Annotated in this window: 23 protein-coding genes and 1 pseudogene; 8 read left to right on the top strand and 16 right to left on the bottom strand. The window is 56.6% G+C overall.

The genetic code is table 11. The annotated features are described in order from the left end of the window. Window positions 1–78: 78 nt before the first annotated feature. From RI101_11875 to RI101_11865, 3 genes and pseudogenes are all read left to right on the top strand, one after another. On the top strand, window positions 79–396 hold the full coding sequence (locus RI101_11875) for a type II toxin-antitoxin system RelE/ParE family toxin (protein MEC4890746.1): 318 nt from the start codon (window positions 79–81) through the stop codon (window positions 394–396). After that, a complete protein-coding gene (nadS, locus tag RI101_11870; GenBank protein ID MEC4890745.1) occupies window positions 393–704 on the top strand; it encodes a NadS family protein in 312 nt (103 codons plus the stop codon). The genes RI101_11875 and nadS overlap by 4 nt, the downstream gene beginning before the upstream one ends. Before the next feature lie 82 nt (window positions 705–786). Then, a pseudogene (locus tag RI101_11865) lies at window positions 787–1,014 on the top strand (IS3 family transposase). Window positions 1,015–1,210: 196 nt separating this feature from the next. Here the strand turns inward: RI101_11865 and RI101_11860 are convergent. Together RI101_11860 and RI101_11855 are read right to left on the bottom strand one after the other, a co-directional pair. Beyond that, the gene (locus RI101_11860; GenBank protein MEC4890744.1) at window positions 1,211–4,087 is read right to left on the bottom strand and encodes a hypothetical protein; all 2,877 of its coding nucleotides are present in this window, start codon (window positions 4,085–4,087) and stop codon (window positions 1,211–1,213) included. After that, window positions 4,080–5,081 carry an SIR2 family protein gene (locus RI101_11855; GenBank protein MEC4890743.1) on the bottom strand — a complete coding sequence of 334 codons (1,002 nt, stop codon included), beginning with the start codon at window positions 5,079–5,081 and terminating at the stop codon, window positions 4,080–4,082. Before RI101_11855 ends, RI101_11860 begins: the two co-directional genes overlap by 8 nt. A gap of 430 nt (window positions 5,082–5,511) precedes the next feature. Here RI101_11855 and RI101_11850 point away from each other — a divergent pair, with 430 nt between their 5' ends. Further along, a complete protein-coding gene (locus RI101_11850; GenBank protein MEC4890742.1) occupies window positions 5,512–6,699 on the top strand; it encodes a methyltransferase domain-containing protein in 1,188 nt (395 codons plus the stop codon). Between the two features lie 8 nt (window positions 6,700–6,707). Beyond that, complete coding sequence (arsS, locus tag RI101_11845; GenBank protein ID MEC4890741.1) at window positions 6,708–7,748, top strand: arsenosugar biosynthesis radical SAM protein ArsS; 1,041 nt, start codon at window positions 6,708–6,710, stop codon at window positions 7,746–7,748. Window position 7,749: 1 nt separating this feature from the next. On the opposite strand, the gene RI101_11840 is transcribed toward arsS, so the two are convergent. The 3 genes from RI101_11840 to RI101_11830 are packed head-to-tail and all read right to left on the bottom strand — an operon-like array spanning window position 7,750 to window position 9,694. Then, window positions 7,750–8,166, bottom strand: a complete 417-nt coding sequence (locus RI101_11840) for an arsenate reductase ArsC (protein ID MEC4890740.1) — start codon at window positions 8,164–8,166, stop codon at window positions 7,750–7,752. Beyond that, complete coding sequence (gene arsB / locus RI101_11835) at window positions 8,163–9,254, bottom strand: ACR3 family arsenite efflux transporter (protein MEC4890739.1); 1,092 nt, start codon at window positions 9,252–9,254, stop codon at window positions 8,163–8,165. Before arsB ends, RI101_11840 begins: the two co-directional genes overlap by 4 nt. A 53-nt stretch (window positions 9,255–9,307) precedes the next feature. Further along, window positions 9,308–9,694: a metalloregulator ArsR/SmtB family transcription factor gene (locus RI101_11830; protein MEC4890738.1), complete on the bottom strand. Its 387-nt coding sequence runs from the start codon at window positions 9,692–9,694 to the stop codon at window positions 9,308–9,310. Between the two features lie 55 nt (window positions 9,695–9,749). Between RI101_11830 and hflK the strand changes: the two genes are divergently transcribed. Both hflK and hflC read left to right on the top strand, forming a co-directional pair. After that, window positions 9,750–10,784 (top strand): FtsH protease activity modulator HflK, encoded by a 1,035-nt coding sequence (gene hflK / locus RI101_11825; protein ID MEC4890737.1) that lies wholly within the window; start codon window positions 9,750–9,752, stop codon window positions 10,782–10,784. Further along, window positions 10,781–11,641, top strand: a complete 861-nt coding sequence (gene hflC / locus RI101_11820; protein ID MEC4890736.1) for a protease modulator HflC — start codon at window positions 10,781–10,783, stop codon at window positions 11,639–11,641. Before hflK ends, hflC begins: the two co-directional genes overlap by 4 nt. A 6-nt stretch (window positions 11,642–11,647) precedes the next feature. On the opposite strand, the gene RI101_11815 is transcribed toward hflC, so the two are convergent. The 3 genes from RI101_11815 to cutA all read right to left on the bottom strand — a co-directional run bounded on the left by RI101_11815 (window position 11,648) and on the right by cutA (window position 14,991). Further along, window positions 11,648–13,330 carry a formate--tetrahydrofolate ligase gene (locus tag RI101_11815; GenBank protein MEC4890735.1) on the bottom strand — a complete coding sequence of 561 codons (1,683 nt, stop codon included), beginning with the start codon at window positions 13,328–13,330 and terminating at the stop codon, window positions 11,648–11,650. Between the two features lie 165 nt (window positions 13,331–13,495). Continuing rightward, window positions 13,496–14,533 carry a M23 family metallopeptidase gene (locus tag RI101_11810; protein MEC4890734.1) on the bottom strand — a complete coding sequence of 346 codons (1,038 nt, stop codon included), beginning with the start codon at window positions 14,531–14,533 and terminating at the stop codon, window positions 13,496–13,498. A gap of 125 nt (window positions 14,534–14,658) precedes the next feature. Next, window positions 14,659–14,991, bottom strand: a complete 333-nt coding sequence (gene cutA, locus RI101_11805) for a divalent-cation tolerance protein CutA (GenBank protein MEC4890733.1) — start codon at window positions 14,989–14,991, stop codon at window positions 14,659–14,661. A 415-nt stretch (window positions 14,992–15,406) separates the two neighbouring features. On the opposite strand from cutA, the gene RI101_11800 reads away from it, so the two are divergent. Beyond that, a complete protein-coding gene (locus tag RI101_11800) occupies window positions 15,407–15,727 on the top strand; it encodes a rhodanese-like domain-containing protein (GenBank protein MEC4890732.1) in 321 nt (106 codons plus the stop codon). Window positions 15,728–15,790: 63 nt separating this feature from the next. Here the strand turns inward: RI101_11800 and RI101_11795 are convergent, their stop codons facing one another. The 8 genes from RI101_11795 to RI101_11760 form a co-directional block, all read right to left on the bottom strand. Continuing rightward, window positions 15,791–16,714 (bottom strand): NAD-dependent epimerase/dehydratase family protein, encoded by a 924-nt coding sequence (locus RI101_11795; protein ID MEC4890731.1) that lies wholly within the window; start codon window positions 16,712–16,714, stop codon window positions 15,791–15,793. Further along, the gene (locus tag RI101_11790; GenBank protein MEC4890730.1) at window positions 16,715–17,527 is read right to left on the bottom strand and encodes a TlyA family RNA methyltransferase; all 813 of its coding nucleotides are present in this window, start codon (window positions 17,525–17,527) and stop codon (window positions 16,715–16,717) included. Window positions 17,528–17,579: 52 nt separating this feature from the next. Continuing rightward, a complete protein-coding gene (gene xseB / locus RI101_11785) occupies window positions 17,580–17,837 on the bottom strand; it encodes an exodeoxyribonuclease VII small subunit (GenBank protein ID MEC4890729.1) in 258 nt (85 codons plus the stop codon). 57 nt (window positions 17,838–17,894) lie between these two features. Beyond that, complete coding sequence (gene xseA, locus RI101_11780; protein MEC4890728.1) at window positions 17,895–19,253, bottom strand: exodeoxyribonuclease VII large subunit; 1,359 nt, start codon at window positions 19,251–19,253, stop codon at window positions 17,895–17,897. Between the two features lie 74 nt (window positions 19,254–19,327). Further along, window positions 19,328–20,107 (bottom strand): TIGR00282 family metallophosphoesterase, encoded by a 780-nt coding sequence (locus RI101_11775; GenBank protein ID MEC4890727.1) that lies wholly within the window; start codon window positions 20,105–20,107, stop codon window positions 19,328–19,330. Continuing rightward, the gene (rny, locus tag RI101_11770) at window positions 20,104–21,705 is read right to left on the bottom strand and encodes a ribonuclease Y (protein MEC4890726.1); all 1,602 of its coding nucleotides are present in this window, start codon (window positions 21,703–21,705) and stop codon (window positions 20,104–20,106) included. Before rny ends, RI101_11775 begins: the two co-directional genes overlap by 4 nt. 518 nt (window positions 21,706–22,223) lie before the next feature. Next, a complete protein-coding gene (locus tag RI101_11765; protein MEC4890725.1) occupies window positions 22,224–22,520 on the bottom strand; it encodes a cell division protein ZapA in 297 nt (98 codons plus the stop codon). Further along, on the bottom strand, window positions 22,513–22,767 hold the full coding sequence (locus RI101_11760; GenBank protein ID MEC4890724.1) for a hypothetical protein: 255 nt from the start codon (window positions 22,765–22,767) through the stop codon (window positions 22,513–22,515). The genes RI101_11765 and RI101_11760 overlap by 8 nt, the downstream gene beginning before the upstream one ends. Window positions 22,768–22,792: the final 25 nt, after the last annotated feature.

Below are 22,792 nucleotides of genomic sequence, written 5' to 3'. Positions count from 1 at the left end.
CAGCCAGGCCCCTGCGCGCACAAATCTCGCAGTCTAATCCCTTGCACGAATATACGCCATTGACGTACCATAAACATCATGCGGTTCATCGAAACTCCGGTCTTTACCGCCATCCTTCGGCGGCATTTGGACGATGACACGTATCGTGCGCTTCAGGTAGCACTGCTGCTCAGGCCTACACAGGGCGCACTCATCAAGGGCGGAGCAGGGCTGCGCAAACTCCGCTGGGCAGCTCCTGGCCGAGGGAAACGAGGCGGCGTTCGCCTCATCTATTATTGGGAACGAGGAAGTGAAGTCTTTTATATGTTGTATCTGTATGCGAAGAACGAGCAAGACGACTTGACGCCGGCACAAATCAAGACCCTTGCCACACTTGTTCGGGAGGAGTTCACATGAAAGAGGCAGCATTCGAAGAGCTACTTACCAGCATCCGACAGGCAGGACGCATCCGGCGCGGCACCTTGAAGCCCGGCCGAGTCACCACGTTTCGACCGGCCGATGTGAAGAGCGTTCGAAAGACGCTCAAGGCCTCACAGACTGAATTCGCCCTCATGATCGGCGTCAGCGTGGCTACTCTTCGCAACTGGGAGCAAGGCCGACGGACGCCAGACGGCCCGGCGCTGGCCCTCCTCCGTGTAGCCGCGCGCAATCCGCGCGCCGTCGCCGAGGCGCTGCACCAAGAGCCGCGCAAAGGCGCGGCATAGTCAGACTAGAAGAGAACCTCCCCATGCGCTGTCCGTCTCCGCATGGTTTTGTGCGAACAAAGGTATCCGACCCCTTATATTCAGCTGTAGCATGAGCCGCTCCGGCAACTGCTGGGACAACGCCGCGATGGAGAGCTTCTTCTCCTCGCTGAAGACCGAACGTACCGCGCGAACGCTGTACCACACGCGAGACCAGGCGAAAGCCGATGTGTTCGATTACATCGAGCGGTTTTACAATCCCCGTCGGCGGCACTCCACATTGGGGTATCTCAGTCCAATGGAGTTCGAACGACAGGCGGAATTAGCGTAGGATGGTGTCAACTAAACCGGCAGCAGGCCATAGAGCCAAATCCTACCAGGTATCGAGACTACAGAAGCTGAAAGACCTGACAGACGCTTTTCGCATTCATCATGCATCCCGTCTCTTATTCTGCCTACCCATGTTTTCACATCCGCCGAAAGTAATTGTACTCATTGCGGGGAATAAACAGGTAAAAACGAGTTGATTAGCCACTTTTTGACTCTTCCACATTGAGTCCACGTTGACGTTTCCCCGCTATTTCTCCCAAATTCGTGTATAGCTCAAGCATGCCAGAAAGGTGCCTAAGTTTCTCCGCATAGTTAATCGCATCTTGTCGCTTTCCAAGTTGAGCAAGCTTCCTGATTATTGACTTGAGTCTGTCCTCGAAATCGTAATCTGGCAGGTATGAATCAAGGAAGGCCTTCATGACAGTGCTGACCTCAGTAGGGTTGGTATCCACCAATCTATCAAGCTCTTCCAGGAAGAAATCATAATTGTAATTAACCTTCACATGGGGCGCGACGGCAAGTAGCCATTCTGTTTCTCGTGAGCCCAAACCTTGAAGATAACAACTCAATCTGCTCAGGCTGGATAGGAGTGCTGTTGGGGGAGTGGGGAGGCCACGACTCCATCCTACACAGCGATCCCAGAATTGGAGTATTCGTGCAATGTGTTCTGGCGATAACTGCTCCTCTCTGATGTCCCAAAAACAACCGCATGCATCCTGGAGATCTTCAAGGTGTTGTGGTTGGAATAGGTAGCCAAATATTGGTGAGTCGAGCTGCTCATTGCCCGAAATATAAGCTAGGGATATTCGTTCGATGAGTCTCTCTCGAACACGTCTGTCCGTGTCTTGATCACAGAGAGCCAACTCAATCACGCCACTTTTAACAAGCTGGTCATACAGTGAATCGGAAACTGTCGTATAGGCCAGACCATCGAGCGCGCATTTGAGATTGTCGCGAAAGGTGGATGGAAATATTCTTCCGATGTTAACCCGAAGCCATTCGGGGGCCATGTATTCCAGATTGGGAAGATAATTCCCTGCCATGGTTGAAAATTCGAAATTCGCGTTCTGACATTTGGCAAGTTGAGCATCAAAAGTGGGCTTCATGATTTCCCAAACGCCTGAGTGCTCCTTCCGAGTCTGATCGCCTACACGACATTCTCTGAGAGCGTGAATAAACAGAGCTTCAATCGCCTTTCCTCTAGGCCAATTGATAGTTTGATTCGTTGCATCGGACCTGGGGGCATCCTGTATGTACTCTAACTTATCAAGCAAAATTTGCAGAAGCGCCCATGTTCTAGATAATAAGGATGGAGAGTAAGCTTTGTTGTCACTCCGTGTTCCGGCTTTAATGCAATCAGCGATTGCCGGAGGAATCCAGTCTCGATTTGGTGTCCTGTTGTGATCTTCGATAACTTGTTCAGTCCAGAAGTCAGATGTTTGGATCAGTTGCTCGAAGAAACGAATCAGTTCTTCCCAGGCTGTGTTCCAGTCAATAGACTGACTGGTTTGATCGGCATCAATCCAGAGACGCCTAAATCCCTCAATGACTCCGAATTGAAATGGACGCTTCGCAGAAACGAATTTTGGTAGCAGCTTGAGAAACGTAGTAGGGGCAAGTATTACGGCTTCCTCCAACGAATCCACAAGCGCACGTACGGTCGGGCCTCGCCATGTGTCCAATTCCTGAAAACTATTTAACTCTTCAACAACGCTCCCAAGTTCTGCAAAAGCGAGCAGTTCCTGAACCTGATATGGAGATGGACCTGGTCCACGCTGAATTTCCATATAGGAATGAAATTCTGGATGCTCGGACACACCGCCGAGATCATGCTCTGTCATCAGGCTCTTAAACCATTGGTCCGCAGGTTCGTAGCCTTTCCCTATGACAGCAGAAAGCCACTTCCGCTGAACTCGCTTTAGCTGTCGCAGATGCTCTTCGTCTGTTGTCGCCTGTTCGAGGTGTCGAATGGCTTCAATAGTCGAGGCCTTGGCAGAGGCGCTAAATGACTCAAACTGGTTTTTTAGGAGACAGTAGAGTTCATGTAGGTGACCGTCTGTGAAAAAATTTTCGTGAACAAGAGGGCTGTATAGCTGCCCTAAGATTTCCCATCTTTGACCTATGACATAGATTCCGATGCGGCGAACCATCTCTGACGTATCAGTCAGCAGTTTTTCGATGAATGGTTTGGCTGTTGATGTATCACTATCGACCCAGCTCAGCAGGACATCGCGGAGGCCATCTACAAATCGATTTTCAGGTCCAAGCCATTCATGGTTTTGAGCGTTGTCTTCAACCGCTGGACGATGTAGCCAACTCGGAACATTTCGGCGTTGTTGGTCGAATACTTCACGGAGGCGATCGAGAAGAATTTCAGCGGAAAGCTTCCCGGCTCGCCTGCCCAATTCTTTGGTGTGGTGGTTAATTAGTTCTTTTAACCAGTGGTCTTCAGTAACCGTCGCCGGCCGCTTGCGTTTCTCTCCAAGGGCTGCTTCATCGATCCAAATAACGGCGGTGCAGTAACGAAGGATGGTGCATGCTTTGATCCAATCGTCAGGTGACTGGCTTCCCAGAAAGCGATGCATTGCCCCCTTACTGAGAGCGTGACAAACCATGCCTTGATCATATTTCCCTTCAAGCCATTCAGGAATAAAACTGAGGTGAGCCTCCGTAATGGTAGTCGTCGGAACAAAACCGAGAATTTCAGCAAACTTTCGATTTGTATGGTAGTTGTCACGGGTACTCGGATTTTCTTCAAAGGCTTCGCTAACAGTTTTGACAACCGCCAACACATTTTCGGCAAGATGAATATCGTTCCTCTCGCCAGACAACTTTGCAACGGCTTCAAGATAATCTAGAGCATCCCAGTAAGGGATTCGAACGTACCCAGGCTCTCCTGCAGGAATAGGGGCAGGGTTACGACTTGGATTAAAAAGCCCCGCTTCTTCAAGAGCGTCGAACAGCTTTTCGTATCCAGGCCGCGCAAGGAGAACATCGAAGCCTCTACGCGCATGCTCTTCGCTCTTGAGCATAAGGGCGATGAACGATTCTTGTTTTGCCGTGAGCTTAGTCATTCAGAAGCTCCCCCATCTCCTTGAACTCTTGCAAGAATTGCAGGTTTGATGCAGGAGCAGTGCGTGCGAATTCCTCTAAGACTTCTAGGAGCTGATCCCAGTCCTTGTTGTCCCGAAGAAACGGAATGAGCTGAATCCCGCATTCATCAAGATAGTATCGTGTAAGGCTACGCATTAATTCATGTTCATGGGAATAGAAGCCTTGAAGAATGTAGTGCTTTGCCTCATGTGGCACCCCACCAGGAGGGCGTTGAGCCTTAAGGATGACATATTCGAGGATCTCGAGTTCTTCCAAGCCATAACCAACAAATAAAACGGTTTTTTCATTGAAGAGATGCTCGAGAAAAGTCAGGACTCGATTTTCCTTCTCAGCATTTCCGGAAAGCCTGTCATTGGCATAATGACGCACATAGTGTTGCGTAGTCAGGATCATGCCATCGGGGTTTACCAATGAGCCATGGAGATGGATAACCGTATTAGGTTTATTGAGATTAGCCAGCGTCAGGTCATGAACTTTATGAATAACGGTCCGTGTGTTCGTAGTGGCTGGCGCTGCTGGGCCGAATGCGACCACTGCAGCAACTGGGGGCAAATCGATCTCTTCATCAAGCCATTCGTCATAGTTGGTCGTAACAAATGTCTTTCCAAGTTTGGACAGACTCGCAAAAAGCTTCCGCCCCTTAATGTGGTCTTTCTTTCCTGACGGGTGCAATAGTTTACGAAAATCGATATGGGTCGCATGCTCCTTTTCGAGTCCTAAAGCGATCGACAACTTTACTCGTGGATTCAGATGGGAAATTTGAGCCAGTTGTTTATGAGAAAATTTTCCTTGATCAATAAAATGTCGAAGTGCTCCGTCAGCAAACTCTGACCAGCCAGGACAGCCTGCGATTCGTGCGGCGCCTGCACCAATGAACGGTATCAAGACGCCTCGCTGAGCAGCCTCACGGAGCCCCTCAGGAATGCGAGGTATGGGAAGGATATCGTCACTCATTCTAGGGGAAACATACGCTATTCAACGCGAGAAATCATGCGAAGCGGTAGGATTAGTTAGATGGCGATCCTCTGGGAGTTTTCTCAAATTTAGCGGAGTCGCAATACGGGGCAGAATTCAAATACGTTAGGGCTGCGAACGACAGGCTCGCAATCTATTTACACCCTCTCCTTCTTCACCGTCTTTCAGTCTCACCCATTGTCCGTACGAGTGATTTGTCCAACCAGCTTCCTCACCCCTGATTCACGATCATTATCGTCCGGCCTGGCATGCGGCTGAACCTCTCGTCGCGGTACTGGCCGAGGGTGGTGCTCAGTGGGTGTCTTTACCCCCATGATTCCCGCCACATCCATCAGCTCCCGGTTGACGCAGATCGGGAGGGGTTGGTACATAATCGCATTCCCTAGACCATCCCCATGATGAGGACACGATGCCGATAGACGAAATCGAGAAGAAAGTCAGCGACCGCTATGCCAAGGCCGCCCGTTCTGGCGAGCAGATGTGCTGCCCGACCAGCTACGACATGGCCAATCTCAAATCGTTTATCCCCGAGGAAGTCCTCAAGATCTCCTATGGCTGCGGCACGCCGGCCGGACTGAAAACGGTGCGCGCCGGGGAAACGGTCTTGGACATCGGATCCGGCGGCGGCATCGACTGTTTTGAGGCCTCGCGCCTGGTCGGCCCGACCGGCCATGTGATCGGGATCGACATGACCGATACGATGCTGGAGATCGCGCGCCGGAACGCCGTGATCGTGGCCGGCAATCTTGGCTATCCCTCCTCCAATGTGGAATTCCGGAAAGGCATGGCCGACGCCATGCCGGTAGCGGACGGCACGGTTGATTTGATCATCTCCAATTGCGTGATCAATCTGGCCCCGGATAAGCGCAAGGTCTTCCGTGAAATGTTCCGCGTCGCCAAGCCAGGCGGGCGCTTCACGATCTCGGATATCGTCGCCGACCAGCCCGTGCCGCAATATCTCGTTCACGACGCGGAGAAGTGGGGCGACTGCCTCTCCGGCGCCCTGACACTCACCGACTATATGGCAGGCATGACGGAAGCGGGGTTTGTCGGCATCCATCTGATCAAGTCGTCGCCCTGGCAGCGGATCGACGGCATCCACTTTTTCTCCGTGACGCTCACCGGCTACAAGCTGGCCAAGGCACCCGGTGTGCCGACGACTCGCTACGCCACGTTGCGCGGCCCCTTCAGCTGCGTGGTGGATGAACTCGGGACAACGTATCGGCGTGGGATTCCACAAGCACTCACCGCGGAAGCGGCACTCTTGCTAAGCCAGCCGCCATTTGCCGCGCACGTGATCCTATCGACTGAGCCCGTCACGCTCGGCCAGACCGATCCGCGATGGACCGCCGTGCTGCCTGAACAAACACCCTGCGTGTGGAAAGGCGATTTCGCCCTGCTGGCCGGCCCCTTCGTGGAAGCGCAGGACGATGATCACCATGTGTTTCGACGCGGCGAGCCTCAGGAAATCTGCGATAGAACCCTCACGGTTCTTGCCACAGAGGGATACGCCCCGCACTTCGCCATTCTCAATCGGGCCGGCGAGCCGGTCGGCGGCGCGGCAACCAGTTGCACCCCCAGCGGCGGCTGCTGCTAGGCACGCCGATGGCGCTCACACTCCTCAGCCGTCAGAATCCGCTGGCCTCCTCGGTCGAACAGCTGCGGATTCTGGACTCGACGGCCGGCATTCCCGCCTTCGACGCCACACTCTCGCAGGCTGGGCTGTCGCCGCTCCACGCCACCGGCATGACGGTCTTCCAAATCAATCTGGGGAAACTCTGCAATCAAACCTGCCGACACTGCCACGTCGATGCGGGACCGGACCGGACCGAGAGCATGTCGAGAGAGACGGCGGAACTGTGCATCGCGGCGCTGGCCCAAACCGATATTCCGACGGTCGATATCACCGGGGGCGCGCCAGAATTGAACCCGAATTTCCGCTGGCTGGTGGAGCAGGCGCGTACACTCGGCAGGCAGGTGATGGACCGGTGCAATCTCTCGATCCTGCTGGTCCCATCGCAGGCAGGCCTCGCCGATTTTCTGGCTGCCCATCGGGTGGAAGTCGTCGCCTCGCTCCCCTATTACCGGGCGAGCCAGACCGACGCACAGCGCGGCGAGGGCATTTTCGAGAAGTCGATTGAGGCGCTGCGCCTCTTGAACCGGCTGGGATACGGCCGGCCTGACAGCGGTTTGCGCTTGAATCTCGTGCATAATCCGGTCGGCGCCTTCCTGCCTCCCAAGCAAGAAGCCGTCGAAGCCCAGTTCAGGAAAGAACTGCGCGCCAGACATGGAGTGGAATTCAACCACCTCTACACCATCACGAACATGCCGGTGAGCCGGTTTCTGGAGTTTCTGGTGGAGAGCGGCAACTATGAGCACTATATGGAGCGGCTGGCCAACGCCTTCAATCCCGCCGCCGCTGCCGGGGTGATGTGTCGCTATACCTTATCGGTGAGCTGGGACGGAAAGCTCTTCGATTGCGATTTCAACCAGATGCTGGATCTGCCCGTGGATTCCGGAACATCGCCCCACATCCGCGACTTCGATCCGACCCGCCTCAATCGACGCCCGATCGTGACGCGCAACCATTGCTATGGCTGCACGGCAGGGGCTGGCTCCTCCTGCGGCGGAACGGTCACCGCTTAGTTTACCCTTGCCGCTCTTTTAGGAATCCACGAATCGACTCCGCGATTTCGTCGCGCACCCGCCGGAATGTCTGCCGCCGCAAATCGGCATCGGCCACAGCCGCCGGATCGTCGAAGCTCCAGTGAATCACTGTCGTTCGGCCCGGCCAGAGCGGGCAGGTTTCCTTCGCCCGGTCGCAGACCGTCACCACATAGTCGAACGACTGGCCGGCCAATTCGCCAACACCTTTCGACCGGTGCCCGGCAATGTCGATCCCGGCTTCGGCCATGGCCTCTACTGAGCCGGGATTCAGACCGACCGGGTGGGTGCCCGCGCTGAACACTTCGAAGCGATCGCCCGCCAGATGCCGCAGCCACCCTTCCGCCATCTGGCTGCGCGCGGAATTGCCCGTGCAGAGAAACAACACGCGCGGTTTCATACGGCCTCCTGTGCGGGAAACCAATGCCTGGTGCGATTGCAGACCTGGCACACCGAGAGCATCACCGGCACTTCGACTAACACGCCGACTACCGTCGCCAAGGCGGCGCCGGACTCCGGCCCGAATAAGGCGATCGCCGTGGCCACGGCCAATTCAAAGAAATTACTCGCCCCGATCAAGGCTCCTGGCGCCGCCACCGCGTACGGAACCCGGAACCACCTCATCAGTCCGTAGGCCAGCGACGAGTTGAAGTACACTTGCACAAGAATCGGCACGGCAATCAACACAACATGGAGGGTCTTGGCGAGGATATTGTCGGCCTGAAAAGCAAAGATCATGGTGAGAGTGAGGAGCAACGCCATGATCGTCACGGGCGCAAAACGCGGGAGACACTCCGCTTCAAACCATCGGACGCCCTGCTGACGGACCAGCCATGATCGTGCGAGGGAACCCATGACCAATGGAATCACAATGAACGCCAGTACGGAATAGAACAGGACGGGTACGGGAATGGAGAGGGATGAGGCCCCACTCACGAGAAAACCCACGATCGGCGCAAAGAGCACCAGCATGATGAGATCGTTCACCGACACCTGCACCAGGGTATAGGCCGGATCGCCATCCGTCAGATAGCTCCAGACGAAGACCATCGCCGTGCAGGGGGCCGCCGCCAGGATGATACAGCCGGCGATGTACTGGTCCGCCTCCGCCGGGCCTATCCACGGAGCAAACAGGAATTTGAAAAAGATCCATGCCAACAGGGCCATTGAGAAGGGTTTGACCACCCAATTCACGAAGAGCGTGACCGCCAATCCCGTGGGCCGCTCACGCACCCGTGCGATCGACGCGAAATCGACTTTCATCATCATGGGAATGATCATGAGCCAAATCAGGACGGCCATCGGGAAATTGATGTGACTCCCCTCGCCGAACTCCCAGGTGCGGAGCGTCTGGACAATACCCGGCGCCATTTGGCCGAGCAGCACACCGCCCACCATGCAGAGGCCGACCCACAGGGTGAGATACCGTTCAAACAGATTGAGCCGCTTTTTGGGTACAGGCGGTGCGGCAGCTATGACGACCTCCATGATCGCTCCTCCCAATGAATCAAGAATTCTTGATACATACAGTAAAAAAATATTCAGCAGCGGGCCGTCCCCCGCGACGCTCTTCCGCCCTCTCTTAAAAGCCGCACCATCTCTTCAAGCTCCTCCATCGCGCCGGCATGAATCGAGTAATAGATCCATCGCCCCTCCGGCCGATCCTTGATCAGTCCCGCATCCTTCAGGACTTTGAGATGGAACGACAGCCGAGACTGGCTGGTTTGAATGGCCTCGGTCAGCTCGCAGACACAACGCTCGCCGCCGCGCAGTTGCGCGAGGATATCAAGCCGCGTCTCATCCCCCAAGGCGGAGAATACTGCGGCAACTTTTTCCCGACTCTTACCCGCTACACTTTGCATCGCCCATTCATACATCAAGATAACTTGATGGTTCAAGTCCGTATAGGGCCGGTTGCGTGCCAGCACACACTCTGCTAGGGTACGTGCGGTTCACGTGTCCTTCACCCTCCGCTGAATAACTATGGTCTGGAATCCCAACGACCCCTGGAATAAAAAAAGCGACAAGCTGGACGACGCCTTCAAAGAGGCGCAGTCCCAGCTGCGCGGCGTGCTTCCCTCCGGAGGGATCAAAAGCCTTCTGCTGGTCGGCGTCGCACTCTTTCTCGTCTGGCAAAGCGCCTTTATCGTGGCCCCGGACGAAGAGGGCGTGGTGAAGCAGTTCGGCGCCCCGGTCAGAACCGTCGGCCCTGGTCCGCACTTCAAGATTCCCGTCGTCGAAACGGTCTTGCAACCCAAAGTGGAAAAACTCCACCGCGTGGAGGTGGGATTCCGCACCGACCGGCAGGGGCACCAGCAAATGGTGCCCCAGGAAGCCTTGATGCTCACCGGCGATATGAACATCCTCGCCATTGAGTTCATCGTGCAGTATAAGATTAAAGAAGCCTCCAATTATTTGTTCAGCGTCGCCGATATCCACGACACCATCGGAAAGGCCGCCGAGGCGTCGATGCGCGAGGTTGTGGGCAAAAGCAAAATCGATGAAGCCCTGACGACCGGCAAGGCCCAGATCCAGCAAGACACCCAAGCCCTCTTGCAAACCATTCTCGACCAATATCACGCCGGCGTCCAAGTCGCGGCCATCCAGCTCCAAGATGTGGACCCGCCCGAAGCCGTGGCCGCCGCCTTCAAAGACGTGACGAACGCCAAGGAAGACCGGGAAAAGCTGATCAACCAGTCGCAAAGCTATCGCAACGATATTCTCCCGAAAGCCAAGGGTGAAGCCGCCCAGATGGTGAACCAAGCCAAGGGCTATGCCCAGGCGCGGCTGAATCGCGCGCAGGGCGAAGCGAACCGGTTCGTGGCAACCCTCAAAGAATACAACCAGGCCAAAGATATCATCAGCAAGCGGCTCTATATCGAAACGATGGAAGAGATTCTGCCCACGATCGATAAAATCATCATCGACGGCAAAGGCGGCGACCGGGTTCTCCCGTACCTCCCGCTCGATCGTCTAAAGGCCAGAAACGGCGCGGCCGCTGAGGAGCAGAAACCGTGAGCAAGCAGGGACTGACCATCGCCGTGATCGCCGTGACCGTCGGCCTCTTCGTGCTGGGCGCCTCGCCGCTCTTTGTCGTGGACGTGACGCAAAACGCCATCGTCGTCCAGCTGGGCGCGCCGGTGAAGAATATTACGGAGCCGGGACTCTACCTGAAAGTTCCCTTCATCCAAGAAGTCACCTACTTCGACAAGCGGCTCTTGGATTACGATTCAGACCCACAAGATGTGATCACCCAGGATAAGAAGACGCTGCTCCTGGACAATTTTGCCAAGTGGCGCATCACCGACCCCTTGAAGGTCTACCAGAACTTCCAGAGCCAGCGCGGCGCGCTCCAGCGGCTGCATGACATCATCTATTCCGAACTGCGCGTCGAATTAGGCCGGCATGATTTGGCGGAAATCGTTTCGACGACTCGCGCGGAGTTGATGAAGGTGGTGACCCAACGATCCAACGAGAAAGCCTCCGCCTATGGGATCGAGATCCAAGACGTGCGAATCAAGCGCGCCGATCTCCCCGAACAAAATGAGAAAGCGGTGTTCGCCCGCATGCAAGCCGAGCGGGAACGGCAGGCCAAGCAATACCGGGCCGAAGGCGCCGAAGAAGCGCAGAAGATCCGCTCCGAGGCGGAAAAGGACCGCGAAATTATTCTGGCGCAGGCGTACAAAGAAGCGGAAGAGCTGCGCGGAGCGGGGGACGCCAAAGCGTTCAAAGTCTACGCCGACGCCTATCGGCAAGATCCGAAGTTTTTTGAATTTACCCGTTCGATGGAAGCCTACAAGAAGACGTTCAAGGATAAATCGACGCTGGTGATGAGCCCGGATTCAGAATTCTTCCGCTACCTGAAACAGCGCTAACGCCCGCTACGATAACCCGACAATATCTCCGCTCACCGGATCAAGGTCGATTCGTTCCCCAGCCGGTTTTTTCGGCAACCCCGGCATCAGCTGAATCCCCGAACAGACGGCGGTCACAAATCCCGCTCCCGCGAGAATGCGCAATTCCTTGATGGGAACCGTAAATCCGGCCGGTCTTCCCTTAAGCGCCGGGTCATGCGAGAGCGAAAGCGGCGTCTTGGCCATGCACACAGGAAGCTGCCCAAATCCCAAGGCCTCTGCTTCGTCGATCTGCCGTTCCACCTCCGGCTCAAACCTGACTCCGGCGGCTCCATACATTTTGGTGGCGATCGTTTCAACCTTCTTCCTGATCGGCCAATTCACATCGTAAAGATGAGCAAAATTGGCGGGCTGCTCCACCGCTCGAACCACGGCATCGGCCAATTGTTCGGCGCCTCGCCCGCCATCGGCCCAATGGGTCGAGACCGCGGCATCGATTGCGCCCACCTCACGAGAACGATTCCTGACCCACTCCAATTCCGCAGGCATATCATCTTTGAAGGCATTGACCGCGACAACGACCGGGATGCCATGGGCCCGTGCATTGGCAATATGCTGCTCCAGATTCGCAAAGCCCTTCTCCAAGGCCGGCTGATTGGGGCCGGTCAATCCAGAGGGCAATGGCGCCCCCACTTTGGCCGCTCCTCCCCCGCCATGCAGCTTGAGCGCCCGCAAGGTCGCCACCACGACGGCGGCAGCCGGCTTCAGTCCCGACACACGGCACTTGATATTGAAAAACTTCTCGGCGCCCAGATCACTCCCAAACCCAGCTTCTGTCACAACATAATCGGCGCACCGAAGCGCCAGGGCATCGGAAAGAATGGAACAATTGCCATGGGCGATATTGCCGAACGGCCCGGTATGCACAAAAGCCGGCGTCCCCTCCAAGGTCTGTACCAGATTGGGCATCAAGGCATCTTTCAACAACACCGCCATCGCCCCCGCACAGCCGAGTTCTTCAGCGGTCCCGATCGCGCCGGATTGCTTCATCCCCACCATGATCCGCCCAAGTCGTTGGCGGAGATCCGCCGGACCGGAGGCTAGCGCGAGCACGGCCATGATTTCTGAGGCTTCCGTGATCACAAACTGGCCGCTTCGCCGGTGCGTCTCCTCTCCTACGAGAACCTGCCGAAGCGCGCGGTCACTGATTCCCAATGTTCTCGGCCAGGTGATGCGAGCGAGATCCAGCCCACGCTCGTTGCCATGAAAGAGGTGATTGTCGAGAAACGCGGAGAGCACATTGTGGCTGGCCGCGACCGCGTGGGCATCGCCGGTGAAATGTAGATTGATCTCCTCCATCGGAAGCACTTGCGCATGGCCGCCTCCCGTGCCCCCGCCCTTGATGCCAAGCACCGGACCGAGAGACGGCTGCCTGAGCGTCACAACCGCGCGCTTGCCCAACCGGGACAGTCCCATGGCCAACCCAATCGACGTCGTGGTTTTTCCTTCTCCAAGAGGGGTCGGGTTAATCGCGGTCACCAGCACATACCGCCCTAACGGACGAGTCTTGAGGCGAGTCACTGCCCGCAATGAGACTTTGGCCTTGTTTGAGCCGAATGACAGGACTTCGTCGTCTTGAAGTCCAAGCTCTGCCGCAATATCAAGGATAGGACGAGGGCGAACGGATCGGGCAATTTGCAGATCAGTCACAATAACCCAGTCGAGATTTGGGGTGAATCATCAATGACCGGCGCAGAGTACACCATGCCTTTGTCACGAGGCTAGAGGAATCATTGCACAGGTGCGGGCAAAACAAGACGGGCTCAAGGTTTCCCTTGAGCCCGCCGGAAGAAAAACAACAACGGCCCGATACGACTATTCAAGAATGTATTTATTGGGATCGAGCGCCTGGCCATTGACCTTGACCATGTAGTGAAGATGGGGACCTGTTGCCAAGCCGCTGCTTCCGACAAGGCCCACCACATCGCCACGCTTTACCCGCTGCCCCTCTTTCACGAGAGACTTCGCCAAGTGGCCATAGACCGTTTCAATCCCAAATCCATGGTCGAGACGAATCAAATTCCCGAGCTTGGGATCAAACCCGACCGACGTCACTCGGCCTTGGGCGGGAGCCTGGACCGGAGCATTTTGCGCTGCGCCAATATCGAGCCCATCGTGCCAAGCCGGCTTTTCGGTAAATGGAGAGATTCTCGGGCCGAACCCTGACGTGACCCACCCTTTGACGGGCCAGATCGACGGAGTGGCCGCCCAACGGGACGACCGCTGTTCAGCCACTTGGGACAATTCGCTCAAGATCTTCTCCTGGCTGGCAGCCTCTTTCGTCAACCACTCCAAATTTTCCTTGACAGAGGCCGCGACTTCTTTCTCATCCCCTGGCAAATCCCCAGACCCCGCAACCGGCAAGCCGTGAGAACCCTCCCCGCCCTGCAGGGCACTTGAGGGGGATCCCGACGAATCAGAAGCCTTCAGATTGTCCATGCCCGGAACCACGCTGCCTTCAGGAAGTGGCGTTTCTTCACCACCTCGCCCGTTCACCAAATCGCCGGGCTTGGCGGAGGTATCGATCCCCAACATGACTCTGAGGCGTTGGTTCACCTCTTTCATCGCCACAATTCGCTTTTTGAGGTCTTCGATCGCAGAGGAAAAGGCCGCCGTCTGCTCGCGGGCACTCATCGCTTCGTTTCGGAAAGCCGCCAGCTCCCACACTTCGCCGGTCCTCACTACATAATGGGAGATGACCAAGATATCGGCCAGGATACAAATACACCCGGCAATCAATAAGTTACGAACAAACTTCCGCGAAAAACTAAAACGGAGAGGCTTCGCAGTTGACCCGCGAAAAATGACGACAGTGTAGGCGTCGCTGCTCTCTTGATTCGGTGTTTGTGCCATAATGATTACTCCCTCGCTGCCTGGGAGACCCTGCGTGCTTTACGGATTGTGGTACTGTACCTTCCCTACCAACCAGGGTCAACCATTTTGATTGTTCTGAAACCAGACCAATCTCCAAACATCTATTAGGTGGACACCTCTCGCATCACCCACTCTAGGTATTGTGGCAATCCATCCTTAACCGAGAGCGATAAAATCTCAGGAACCTTGTACGAATGTAATCCCTTGATCGTTTTCTCGATGGCCCCGTAATGATTGGCCGTCGTCTTCATGATCACCATCGTCTCTTCTTCCTGCGCAATCTTCCCTTCCCACCAATACATCGAATGGACTGCGGGAACGATTGTCACACAGGCGGCATCACGAGCGGTCAGAACCGCATTGGCAATCTTCTTGGCCTCCTCGAGTCCAGAAGTCGCAACCAATATGACGACAATATCCTTTTGCTCTATCGCCATTCCTAACCAGGAACCTTACCCAAGTACGATGGTGCCATCAACTACCCCACCCTCATGACATAACTTATAGACAACCGTTCATGTCTCTTCCGCCATCTAAATGATGCCTTTCGCAACTTCCATACCCTTTCCACATCAGCAATAGCTCACGGTACTCATATAAATCAATGTGTTACACATCTCTCATTCGCACTCTTTGACACGCCCCTCGCCTAAGTGTTCGTAAATTGCTACAGGAAGACATTTTTTGGCATAGCTGGACAAAAATTGCCATTCGCCATCTGCACACTCCCACAATAAAAAACCAAGACCAGACAGACAGGCAAAACGAAAGCCAACCGGTCCATATGAAAATTTGACAGGCTTTTTGGCGGTCACTTATGATGCACGACGTAATTGATGAGGAGGATTCTCAATGAGCTATTCAATCGGCGTGAAAGAACTGAAGACCAGACTTGATAAAGGGGATAAACTCGTTCTCTTGGACGTCCGCGAACCATGGGAACATGCCCTGGCAAAGCTCGACGGGTCAGTTCTGATCCCTCTGGGCACCTTGCCGCAATCCCTCGCTAAACTGGATAAGAATACGGAAATCATCGCCTATTGCCACCACGGTATGCGGAGTGCCGATGCGACAGGCTTTCTGGTTCAGCAGGGATTCGCCAACGTGAAGAACCTGGTCGGGGGAATCGACGCCTGGTCAACGCAGGTTGATACCAGCGTTCCCCGGTACTAGGCGCTTGCCGTCCCTACACGTTTCCCTTCGGGATGCAGGCTTCTCCCAACGGATACCTTTGACCTAACTCATCTTCTCTCGGAAATAGGCCACGGTTCTCTTGAGGCCCTCAGCGAGATCGACCTTCACTTCCCAGCCAAGTTCTTGGCGGATTTTTGAGGAATCCACGAGGCTGCGCTGTTGCTCCCCCTTTTTCGCCGGGCCATGCACTTCCTTGGAAGACGCCCCGGTATAATCCGCGACCATTCTAAAGAGCTCATTAATGGAGGTCTCCACTCCCGTCCCCACGTTATACACGCCCTTAATCTGCTGCCCCATCACCGCCAGATTGGCTTCGACCACATCATCGACAAACACGAAGTCGCGGGTCTGGCGGCCGTTTCCATTGATAATGGGCTGCTCATTGTTCAGAATCTTCTGGATAAAAATCGCGACGACCCCGGCCTCCCCTTCCGGATCTTGCCTGGGCCCATAGACGTTGGCATAGCGCAGACAGACGGTCTGAATCCCGCTGGTCCGCTCAAAATATGACACATAGTGCTCTCCGCACAATTTGCTGATCCCGTACGGTGACAGAGGATTCGTGGGATGGGATTCCGGCGCGGGATAGATCTCCTGCTCCCCGTAAATCGCCCCGCCCGATGAGGAAAACACGACCTTTCTAGCGCCATGCAGCACGGCCTGGTGCACCACATTCATCGTGCCCAAAATATTCGCCTGCGCGTCGAACGCAGGATCCTCAACGGACTTCCTGACACTGACCTGCGCCGCCAAGTGAATGACGACGCTGGGCCGCTCGTTGCGGAAAATCCGTTCCAGCCGCGAGCTTTGAATATCCGCTTTATAGAGATTCGCCGCACGGTTCACATTTTTTCGTTTCCCGGTCGACAGATTATCGACGACCACCACATCGTGGCCTTCCTCAACCAGCCGATCGACCACATGCGATCCAATAAAGCCTGCGCCACCCGTGACCAACACCTTCATTCATCCCTCCAGCTCATGAGGATCCACTGCGCTTGCCGTTTCCTTCATAGCACAACTTGCCGGATCAAACTCAAAAATTGCCAAAAATTCCAGGTTCCCCTTTTTCCCCTTGATCGGGGAATCGAGAGTCGCCTTGGACCGCAGTCCAAGCGGAGCCGCCGACGCGAGAATGCGCTGCAACGCCGACTGCCGCAGCCCTTCATCGCGCACAATCCCGCCACGCCCGACCTGCCCTTTCCCCACTTCAAATTGGGGCTTCACCAGTGCGATGACGATCGCGCCAGGGCGCAGAAACTGGATAATCGGCGGCAAGACCATGGTGAGCGAGATAAAGGAGACATCGATCACCACCAGGGAAACCGGCTCCGGAATCAGCGACCGATCGACATAGCGAATGTTGGTGCGCTCGAACAGGGAGACGCGCGGGTCCTGGCGCAGACGCCAGTCGAACTGGCCATAGCCGACATCCACGGCATAGACACGCGCGGCACCGCGCTGCAGAAGGCAATCGGTAAATCCCCCGGTCGAACACCCGACATCGAGACAAACAGCCCCTTGCGGATCGACGGCACAGGCATCGAGCGCGGCAATGAGCTTGTCACCGCCCCGGCTCACAAACCTGGTCGCTTGCGACACCACCTCAATCGCCGCATCGAGAGACACGAGCTTCGCCGGCTTGTCGGCCAGCGCCCCGTCCAGCCGGACTTCTCCGGCAAGCAGCATCCGTACGGCGACATCCCGGCTCTGGGCCAGGCCGCGCGCGACGAGCACACGGTCAAGCCGGTCTTTGGGAGGGCGAATCTGAGTTCCCATGCGTGAGAAAGAGAGCGGGTTGAAGACGCGTCACATGGATCGGGCGTGCCGACTACGACTCCAGCGAGGGCGCCTCGGCGTCATCATCATCGAGGGAGAAGGCCCGTAACTGCTTTTTGCCGTTCGTATCCTGCACCAACACTTCCACCTTGCGTTCGGCGTCTTCCAATACTTTGAGGCAATTTTTCGACAGCCGAATGCCTTCTTCAAAAATCTTGAGAGATTCATCGAGCGGGAGCTCGCCCTTCTCCAACTCCCCGACAATCGCTTCCAAGCGCGCCATCGCCTGCTCAAACTTCACAGCGGCCACAATTCACTCCTCATCATAGACAGCATTCTGCGCATTATAACGACTCACCGGGTGATTTCAAACCGCGTGGTCCGGCTGCACCGCCTTCACCGTGCACAGCGCCTGTCCGTCCACGAACTGCGCCTGAAGATCTTCTCCGACGGTCACATCCTCTACCCTCCGAACCACGGAACCGGAGGGAACATGCCGGAGAATGCTGTATCCCCGTCCCAAGGTCGCCAGCGGGCTGAGCGTGTGTAAATTCCCCAGACAGGCGTGAACCCGCTGCATACGGGCCGCCATCTCTCCCCGCATGCCACGATGGAGACGGGTGAGCAATTGCGGAACCACGGCCAATCCATGGCGGACGATCGTTTCCGGGCTCCCCGCCAACAACGATCGCTCCGCCAGCTGCAGCCGGTCCTGGCCGGCCTGAACCGCCAACCGCACCGCCGCCGTCATGCCGAACAGCGCCGCATCGACCCGCTGCATCTCCTCCTGAATCCGATAGCGCACCGCCGCCATCTGATGCGTGGCCAAGCGCAACCGCTGCCGCTCTTCCTCAGTCCGGCGCGTCACGGACTGCTGCAACCGCGCCGTCAACTCCGCCAGCCGGCTCACGATCTGCGCCAACACCGGCGCCACCGCCTCGGCGGCTGCCGATGGAGTCGGGGCGCGAAGGTCCGCCGCAAAGTCAGCCAGTGTGACATCCGTCTCATGCCCGACAGCGGATACGACAGGGACGCGAGAGGCCACAATCGCCCGCACCACCATCTCTTCATTGAAACTCCACAGATCCTCCAGTGAGCCGCCCCCGCGTCCCACGATCATGACATCGACCAGGCCCGAATCACCGAGCATCGTGATGGCGGCGGCAATCTGCTCCGCAGACCCCTCCCCCTGGACTTGCACCGGAACAATAATGATCCGCAACGTAGGGCAGCGCCGATGCAGGACGGTCAATACATCGCGCAGAGCGGCTCCGCTGAGCGAGGTCACCACCCCGACGGCGCGGGGCCATTCGGGAAGCGGACGCTTCCGATCCGCCTCGAAAAGGCCCTCCGCTTCGAGGCGCGCCTTCAACTGCTCAAATGCCACCTGCAGCGCGCCGCGCCCCTTCGGCTCCACCGAGTCCAGAATAATCTGGTACTCTCCCCGGGGCTCGTAGACCGTCACCCGGCCGCGCGCCACCACCTGCAGGCCATCCTCCAACGCAAAGCGCAGCCGGCCCGCCACCCCCTTAAACAGGACGGCGCGGATTTGGCTCGACTCGTCTTTCAGGGTCAGATACAGATGGCCGGATGCCGGCGCGCGTAGATTGGAGATTTCACCCTCCAGCCAGATCTCGGAGAAATTGGTTTCGATGGCAGCCCGGACCAAGCCGGTCAGTTCCGAGACAGTCAGAATCTGCCTGAGCGGTGGAGACGGAGGGAACATGGATGAGGACGTTGGGAAGCCCGTAGCGCGGTCTCCCTTACTCAATTTCGAGTGCGGACGTTTTCAGCATCCTGTCAATCGATGACACGAATCCGTTCGATCGCGATGGCCTTGCCGAGCCGCGCGTCCAGCTCGACCAGCACGGCGCAAAAGACCGACGGCCCGGAGGCCACTTCAAACCGTTTGGGCATCCCGGTCAGAAACTTCTCAATCGCCAATTCTTTTTTGACGCCGATGACCCCATGCAGCGGACCGGTCATGCCAATATCGGTGAGATAGGCCGTGCCCTTGGGAAGAATCTGATCGTCAGCCGTCTGCACATGCGTATGCGTCCCGACGACCGCCGACACGTCACCATCGAGATAATGGCCCATCGCCATCTTTTCCGACGTCGCTTCGGCATGCATATCGACGATGACCGCCGCGACCTCCTGCTTGAGCTTGGCCAATTCCCGCTTGGCGACCTGAAAGGGACAATCCAGCGTCGGCATGTAGGCCCGCCCCATCAACTGAAGCACGGCCAGCCGTTCGCCGCCCGCCGATTCCACGATGTAGCTCCCCTGCCCCGGCACACCGACCGGGTAATTGGCCGGCCGCAACAGGCGGGGCTCCCGCGGGAAATATTCCAACACTTCCTTCTTGTCCCAGGCATGGTTCCCCGTCGTAATGACCGACAGGCCCATTTCAAACAAATCTTCCGCCAGCTCCGGGGTAATCCCAAATCCCCCGGCAACATTTTCGCCATTGCCGATGACGATATCCACTTGGCGTTGCGACACGATGCGCGGCACCATGCGGCTGACCGCCCGGCGTCCCGGCTCTCCGAAAATATCGCCGATGAAGAGCACCTTCACTTGGCATACTCCACATACCGGCTTTCACGAATGACCGTGACTCTGATTTGGCCGGGATACGTCAACTCCTGCTCGATCTTCTTGGCCAGATCGCGCGACAGTTGGAACGACTCCGTATCAGTAATATCCTCCTGCCGCACGATCACCCGAATCTCCCGGCCGGCTTGAATCGCATAGGCCTTCTGCACCCCTTTATAGGCCACGGCCAGCGCTTCCAATTTCTCCAGCCGCTTCACATACGACTCCAGCGCTTCACGCCTGGCTCCCGGCCTGGCCGCCGACAAGGCTTCCGCCGCCGCGACAAGGACCGATTCTGGGCAGATCGGCTCCACCTGTTCGTGGTGGCCTGCAATCGCATTCACGATCTTCTCGTTCTCGCCCCACTTCTTGGCGATCTCGGCCCCCAGCATGGCGTGCGGGCCTTCTTCTTCGTGGCTGACCGCTTTCCCGATATCGTGCAGCAGCGCGCCGCGCCGGGCCAGCTTGACGTCGAGCCCCAGCTCCGAGGCCATGATGCCGCAGATATAGGCCGCTTCGCGCGCATGATAGAGATTGTTCTGCCCATAGCTGGTCCGGTACTTGAGCCGGCCGAGCACCTTGATCAATTCCGGATGGAAATCCGAGAGCCCCAACTCGAAGATAATCTTCTCGGCTTCTTCATACATCAGCTTGTCGATATCGACCTTCACCTTTTCGACGATCTCTTCGATCCGCGTCGGATGAATGCGCCCGTCGTGCATCAGCCGTTCGAGCGACACCTTGGCAATCTCGCGGCGCAAGGGATCGAACCCTGAAATAATGACCGCCTCCGGCGTTTCATCGATAATCAAATCAATGCCGGTGGCCGCCTCGATGGCCCGAATATTCCGCCCTTCGCGGCCGATGATCCGGCCCTTCATCGCATCGTTCGGAATCGGCACCACGGAGATCGTGGACTCCGACACATAATCGCGCACCACACGCTGAATGGACCGTGCAATGATCTCGCGCGCTTCCCGCTCCGCATTCTCGCGCGCCTCTTCCAACGTCCGCTTGGCGATGCCGGCCGCATCGAGCTTGGCCTGGCTCTCCATTTCCACCATCAGATGCTTTTTGGCCTCCTCGGCGGTCATGCCCGCGACACGCTCCAGCGCGTCGCGATGCTCCCGCTCCGCCTTGGCGCAGGCCGCCTCTTTCTTGGCCAGGCCTTCTTCACGCCGGCCGAGTTCCTGATCACGCTTTTGAGACTCGGCCTCGCGCTTCTCGACGGCGCCGATTTTCCGGTCCAGATTCTCTTCCCGCTGCACCAGCCGTTTTTCCGTCACGGCCCACTCGCCCTGCTTCAGCTTCTGCTCTTTTTCAAATTCAGTCCTGGCTTGAAAGACCAAATCCTTTGATTCCAGCTTCGCCTCTTTAATGATGGTCTCGGCTTCGCGCTGAGCGTTCTGCAGCACATGTTTGGCTTGCTCTTCCGCTTCGGCTTGTTTCCCGGCGGCGAGATTGCGGCGAACCAGTTCAAGGAGCCCGGCCCCGATCAAGGCGCCGATCAGCCCGCACAGAATATACGCAACGATTGAGGTAGAAATGGGAGCACCCCCTTCTTGGAGACAACCGGCCACAACCGCCGATCGTCTACAATCTGTTAGCCATGAACCGCTATGCGGGGGTATGGAGAACCGAGGAAGGCTGAAACCGACGGACTATATCATCCCAGAAACAACCGCACTCACGAACGGGACAATCCGGCACCTGTGTCTGTGTATCTACCTCTATCCGGCCGAGGCACTCGTACTCGCAACCCGATTCTCCGCCGAAGAGGGACTGCAGCGAACACCGGCTGCCCTTGCGACACGTGTCCTTGCGCAGGCAGAAGCGCCGACGCGACGTCGGCACTCCGGTCTAGGACCGTCCACACGAACCGCCGAATGGGAATCACCCACAGCGTGAGGATCCACTTGACTACACATGCATACACAGAGAGAGGACTGTTCATTGGTGCGTTCACGATTCGACTATCTCGACACATGACCTGTTCTGGATGATATTCCTGAAAGACCTTTCCTCAGACTCGACACACGCATAACGCAATACACTAGACCCACGATAACAAAGGCCTTTTCCGAAAGCAAGGCGAAACTCACCGGAAGAGCGAGGTCGGCATCTGCTCTTCGATGGATTCCATCAAATTGACCATGCGGCGCTCCACATCGGCCTCGCCCTGCGCCCGCTTCTTTTCCGCCTCAAACAGCTGATGCGCCAGGTTAACAGCCGTCAGGACCGCGAGTTTGGAGGGCGTCGCGGTCTTCATGCCTTCAGCCAGCCGCTTCATATGATCATCGACAAAGCTGGCGAGGCGCCGGATATAGGCATCCTCCGCCTGCCCGCGGATCGAGTATCGTTGACCGTAGATTTCGACATCAATGGTCTTAGTCAAGAGCCACCTCCTTGGTGTCTTCTAAACATTCCAACAACTCGATCTCGCCCATCACCTTTTCAATCCGTGCCTTAATATCGACTCGTTCCTGCTCCCACCGCCGATTCAAATCGTCTTGCGTGGCAATCCGCTGGCGCGCGGCCTTGAGCTCGTCTTCCAGCATGACATTTTTCCGCTTGATCTCCTGCACCAGCTTCACAAGATCACGAATCCGCGTTTCCAAAGCATCAAGACGTTCCAAAGCCATACCGGCAAATCTCCTTTAAAAATCC

The sequence above is a fragment of the Nitrospira sp. genome (assembly GCA_035968315.1).
In the GTDB taxonomy this organism is placed as follows: Bacteria; Nitrospirota; Nitrospiria; order Nitrospirales; family Nitrospiraceae; genus Nitrospira_D.
Note: the sequence above shows the minus strand (reverse complement) of the source record. Positions and strands in the feature narration are given on the sequence as shown.

Excerpts from the sequence above, each read along its gene's own strand:
- RI101_11875 (MEC4890746.1), top strand. The coding sequence starts at position 79 with ATGCGGTTCATCGAAACTCCGGTCTTTACCGCCATCCTTCGGCGGCAT.
- nadS (MEC4890745.1), top strand. The coding sequence starts at position 393 with ATGAAAGAGGCAGCATTCGAAGAGCTACTTACCAGCATCCGACAGGCA.
- RI101_11860 (MEC4890744.1), bottom strand. The coding sequence starts at position 4,087 with ATGACTAAGCTCACGGCAAAACAAGAATCGTTCATCGCCCTTATGCTC.
- RI101_11855 (MEC4890743.1), bottom strand. The coding sequence starts at position 5,081 with ATGAGTGACGATATCCTTCCCATACCTCGCATTCCTGAGGGGCTCCGT.
- RI101_11850 (MEC4890742.1), top strand. The coding sequence starts at position 5,512 with ATGCCGATAGACGAAATCGAGAAGAAAGTCAGCGACCGCTATGCCAAG.
- arsS (MEC4890741.1), top strand. The coding sequence starts at position 6,708 with ATGGCGCTCACACTCCTCAGCCGTCAGAATCCGCTGGCCTCCTCGGTC.
- RI101_11840 (MEC4890740.1), bottom strand. The coding sequence starts at position 8,166 with ATGAAACCGCGCGTGTTGTTTCTCTGCACGGGCAATTCCGCGCGCAGC.
- arsB (MEC4890739.1), bottom strand. The coding sequence starts at position 9,254 with ATGGAGGTCGTCATAGCTGCCGCACCGCCTGTACCCAAAAAGCGGCTC.
- hflK (MEC4890737.1), top strand. The coding sequence starts at position 9,750 with ATGGTCTGGAATCCCAACGACCCCTGGAATAAAAAAAGCGACAAGCTG.
- RI101_11810 (MEC4890734.1), bottom strand. The coding sequence starts at position 14,533 with ATGGCACAAACACCGAATCAAGAGAGCAGCGACGCCTACACTGTCGTC.
- cutA (MEC4890733.1), bottom strand. The coding sequence starts at position 14,991 with ATGGCGATAGAGCAAAAGGATATTGTCGTCATATTGGTTGCGACTTCT.
- RI101_11800 (MEC4890732.1), top strand. The coding sequence starts at position 15,407 with ATGAGCTATTCAATCGGCGTGAAAGAACTGAAGACCAGACTTGATAAA.
- RI101_11795 (MEC4890731.1), bottom strand. The coding sequence starts at position 16,714 with ATGAAGGTGTTGGTCACGGGTGGCGCAGGCTTTATTGGATCGCATGTG.
- RI101_11790 (MEC4890730.1), bottom strand. The coding sequence starts at position 17,527 with ATGGGAACTCAGATTCGCCCTCCCAAAGACCGGCTTGACCGTGTGCTC.
- xseA (MEC4890728.1), bottom strand. The coding sequence starts at position 19,253 with ATGTTCCCTCCGTCTCCACCGCTCAGGCAGATTCTGACTGTCTCGGAA.
- RI101_11760 (MEC4890724.1), bottom strand. The coding sequence starts at position 22,767 with ATGGCTTTGGAACGTCTTGATGCTTTGGAAACGCGGATTCGTGATCTT.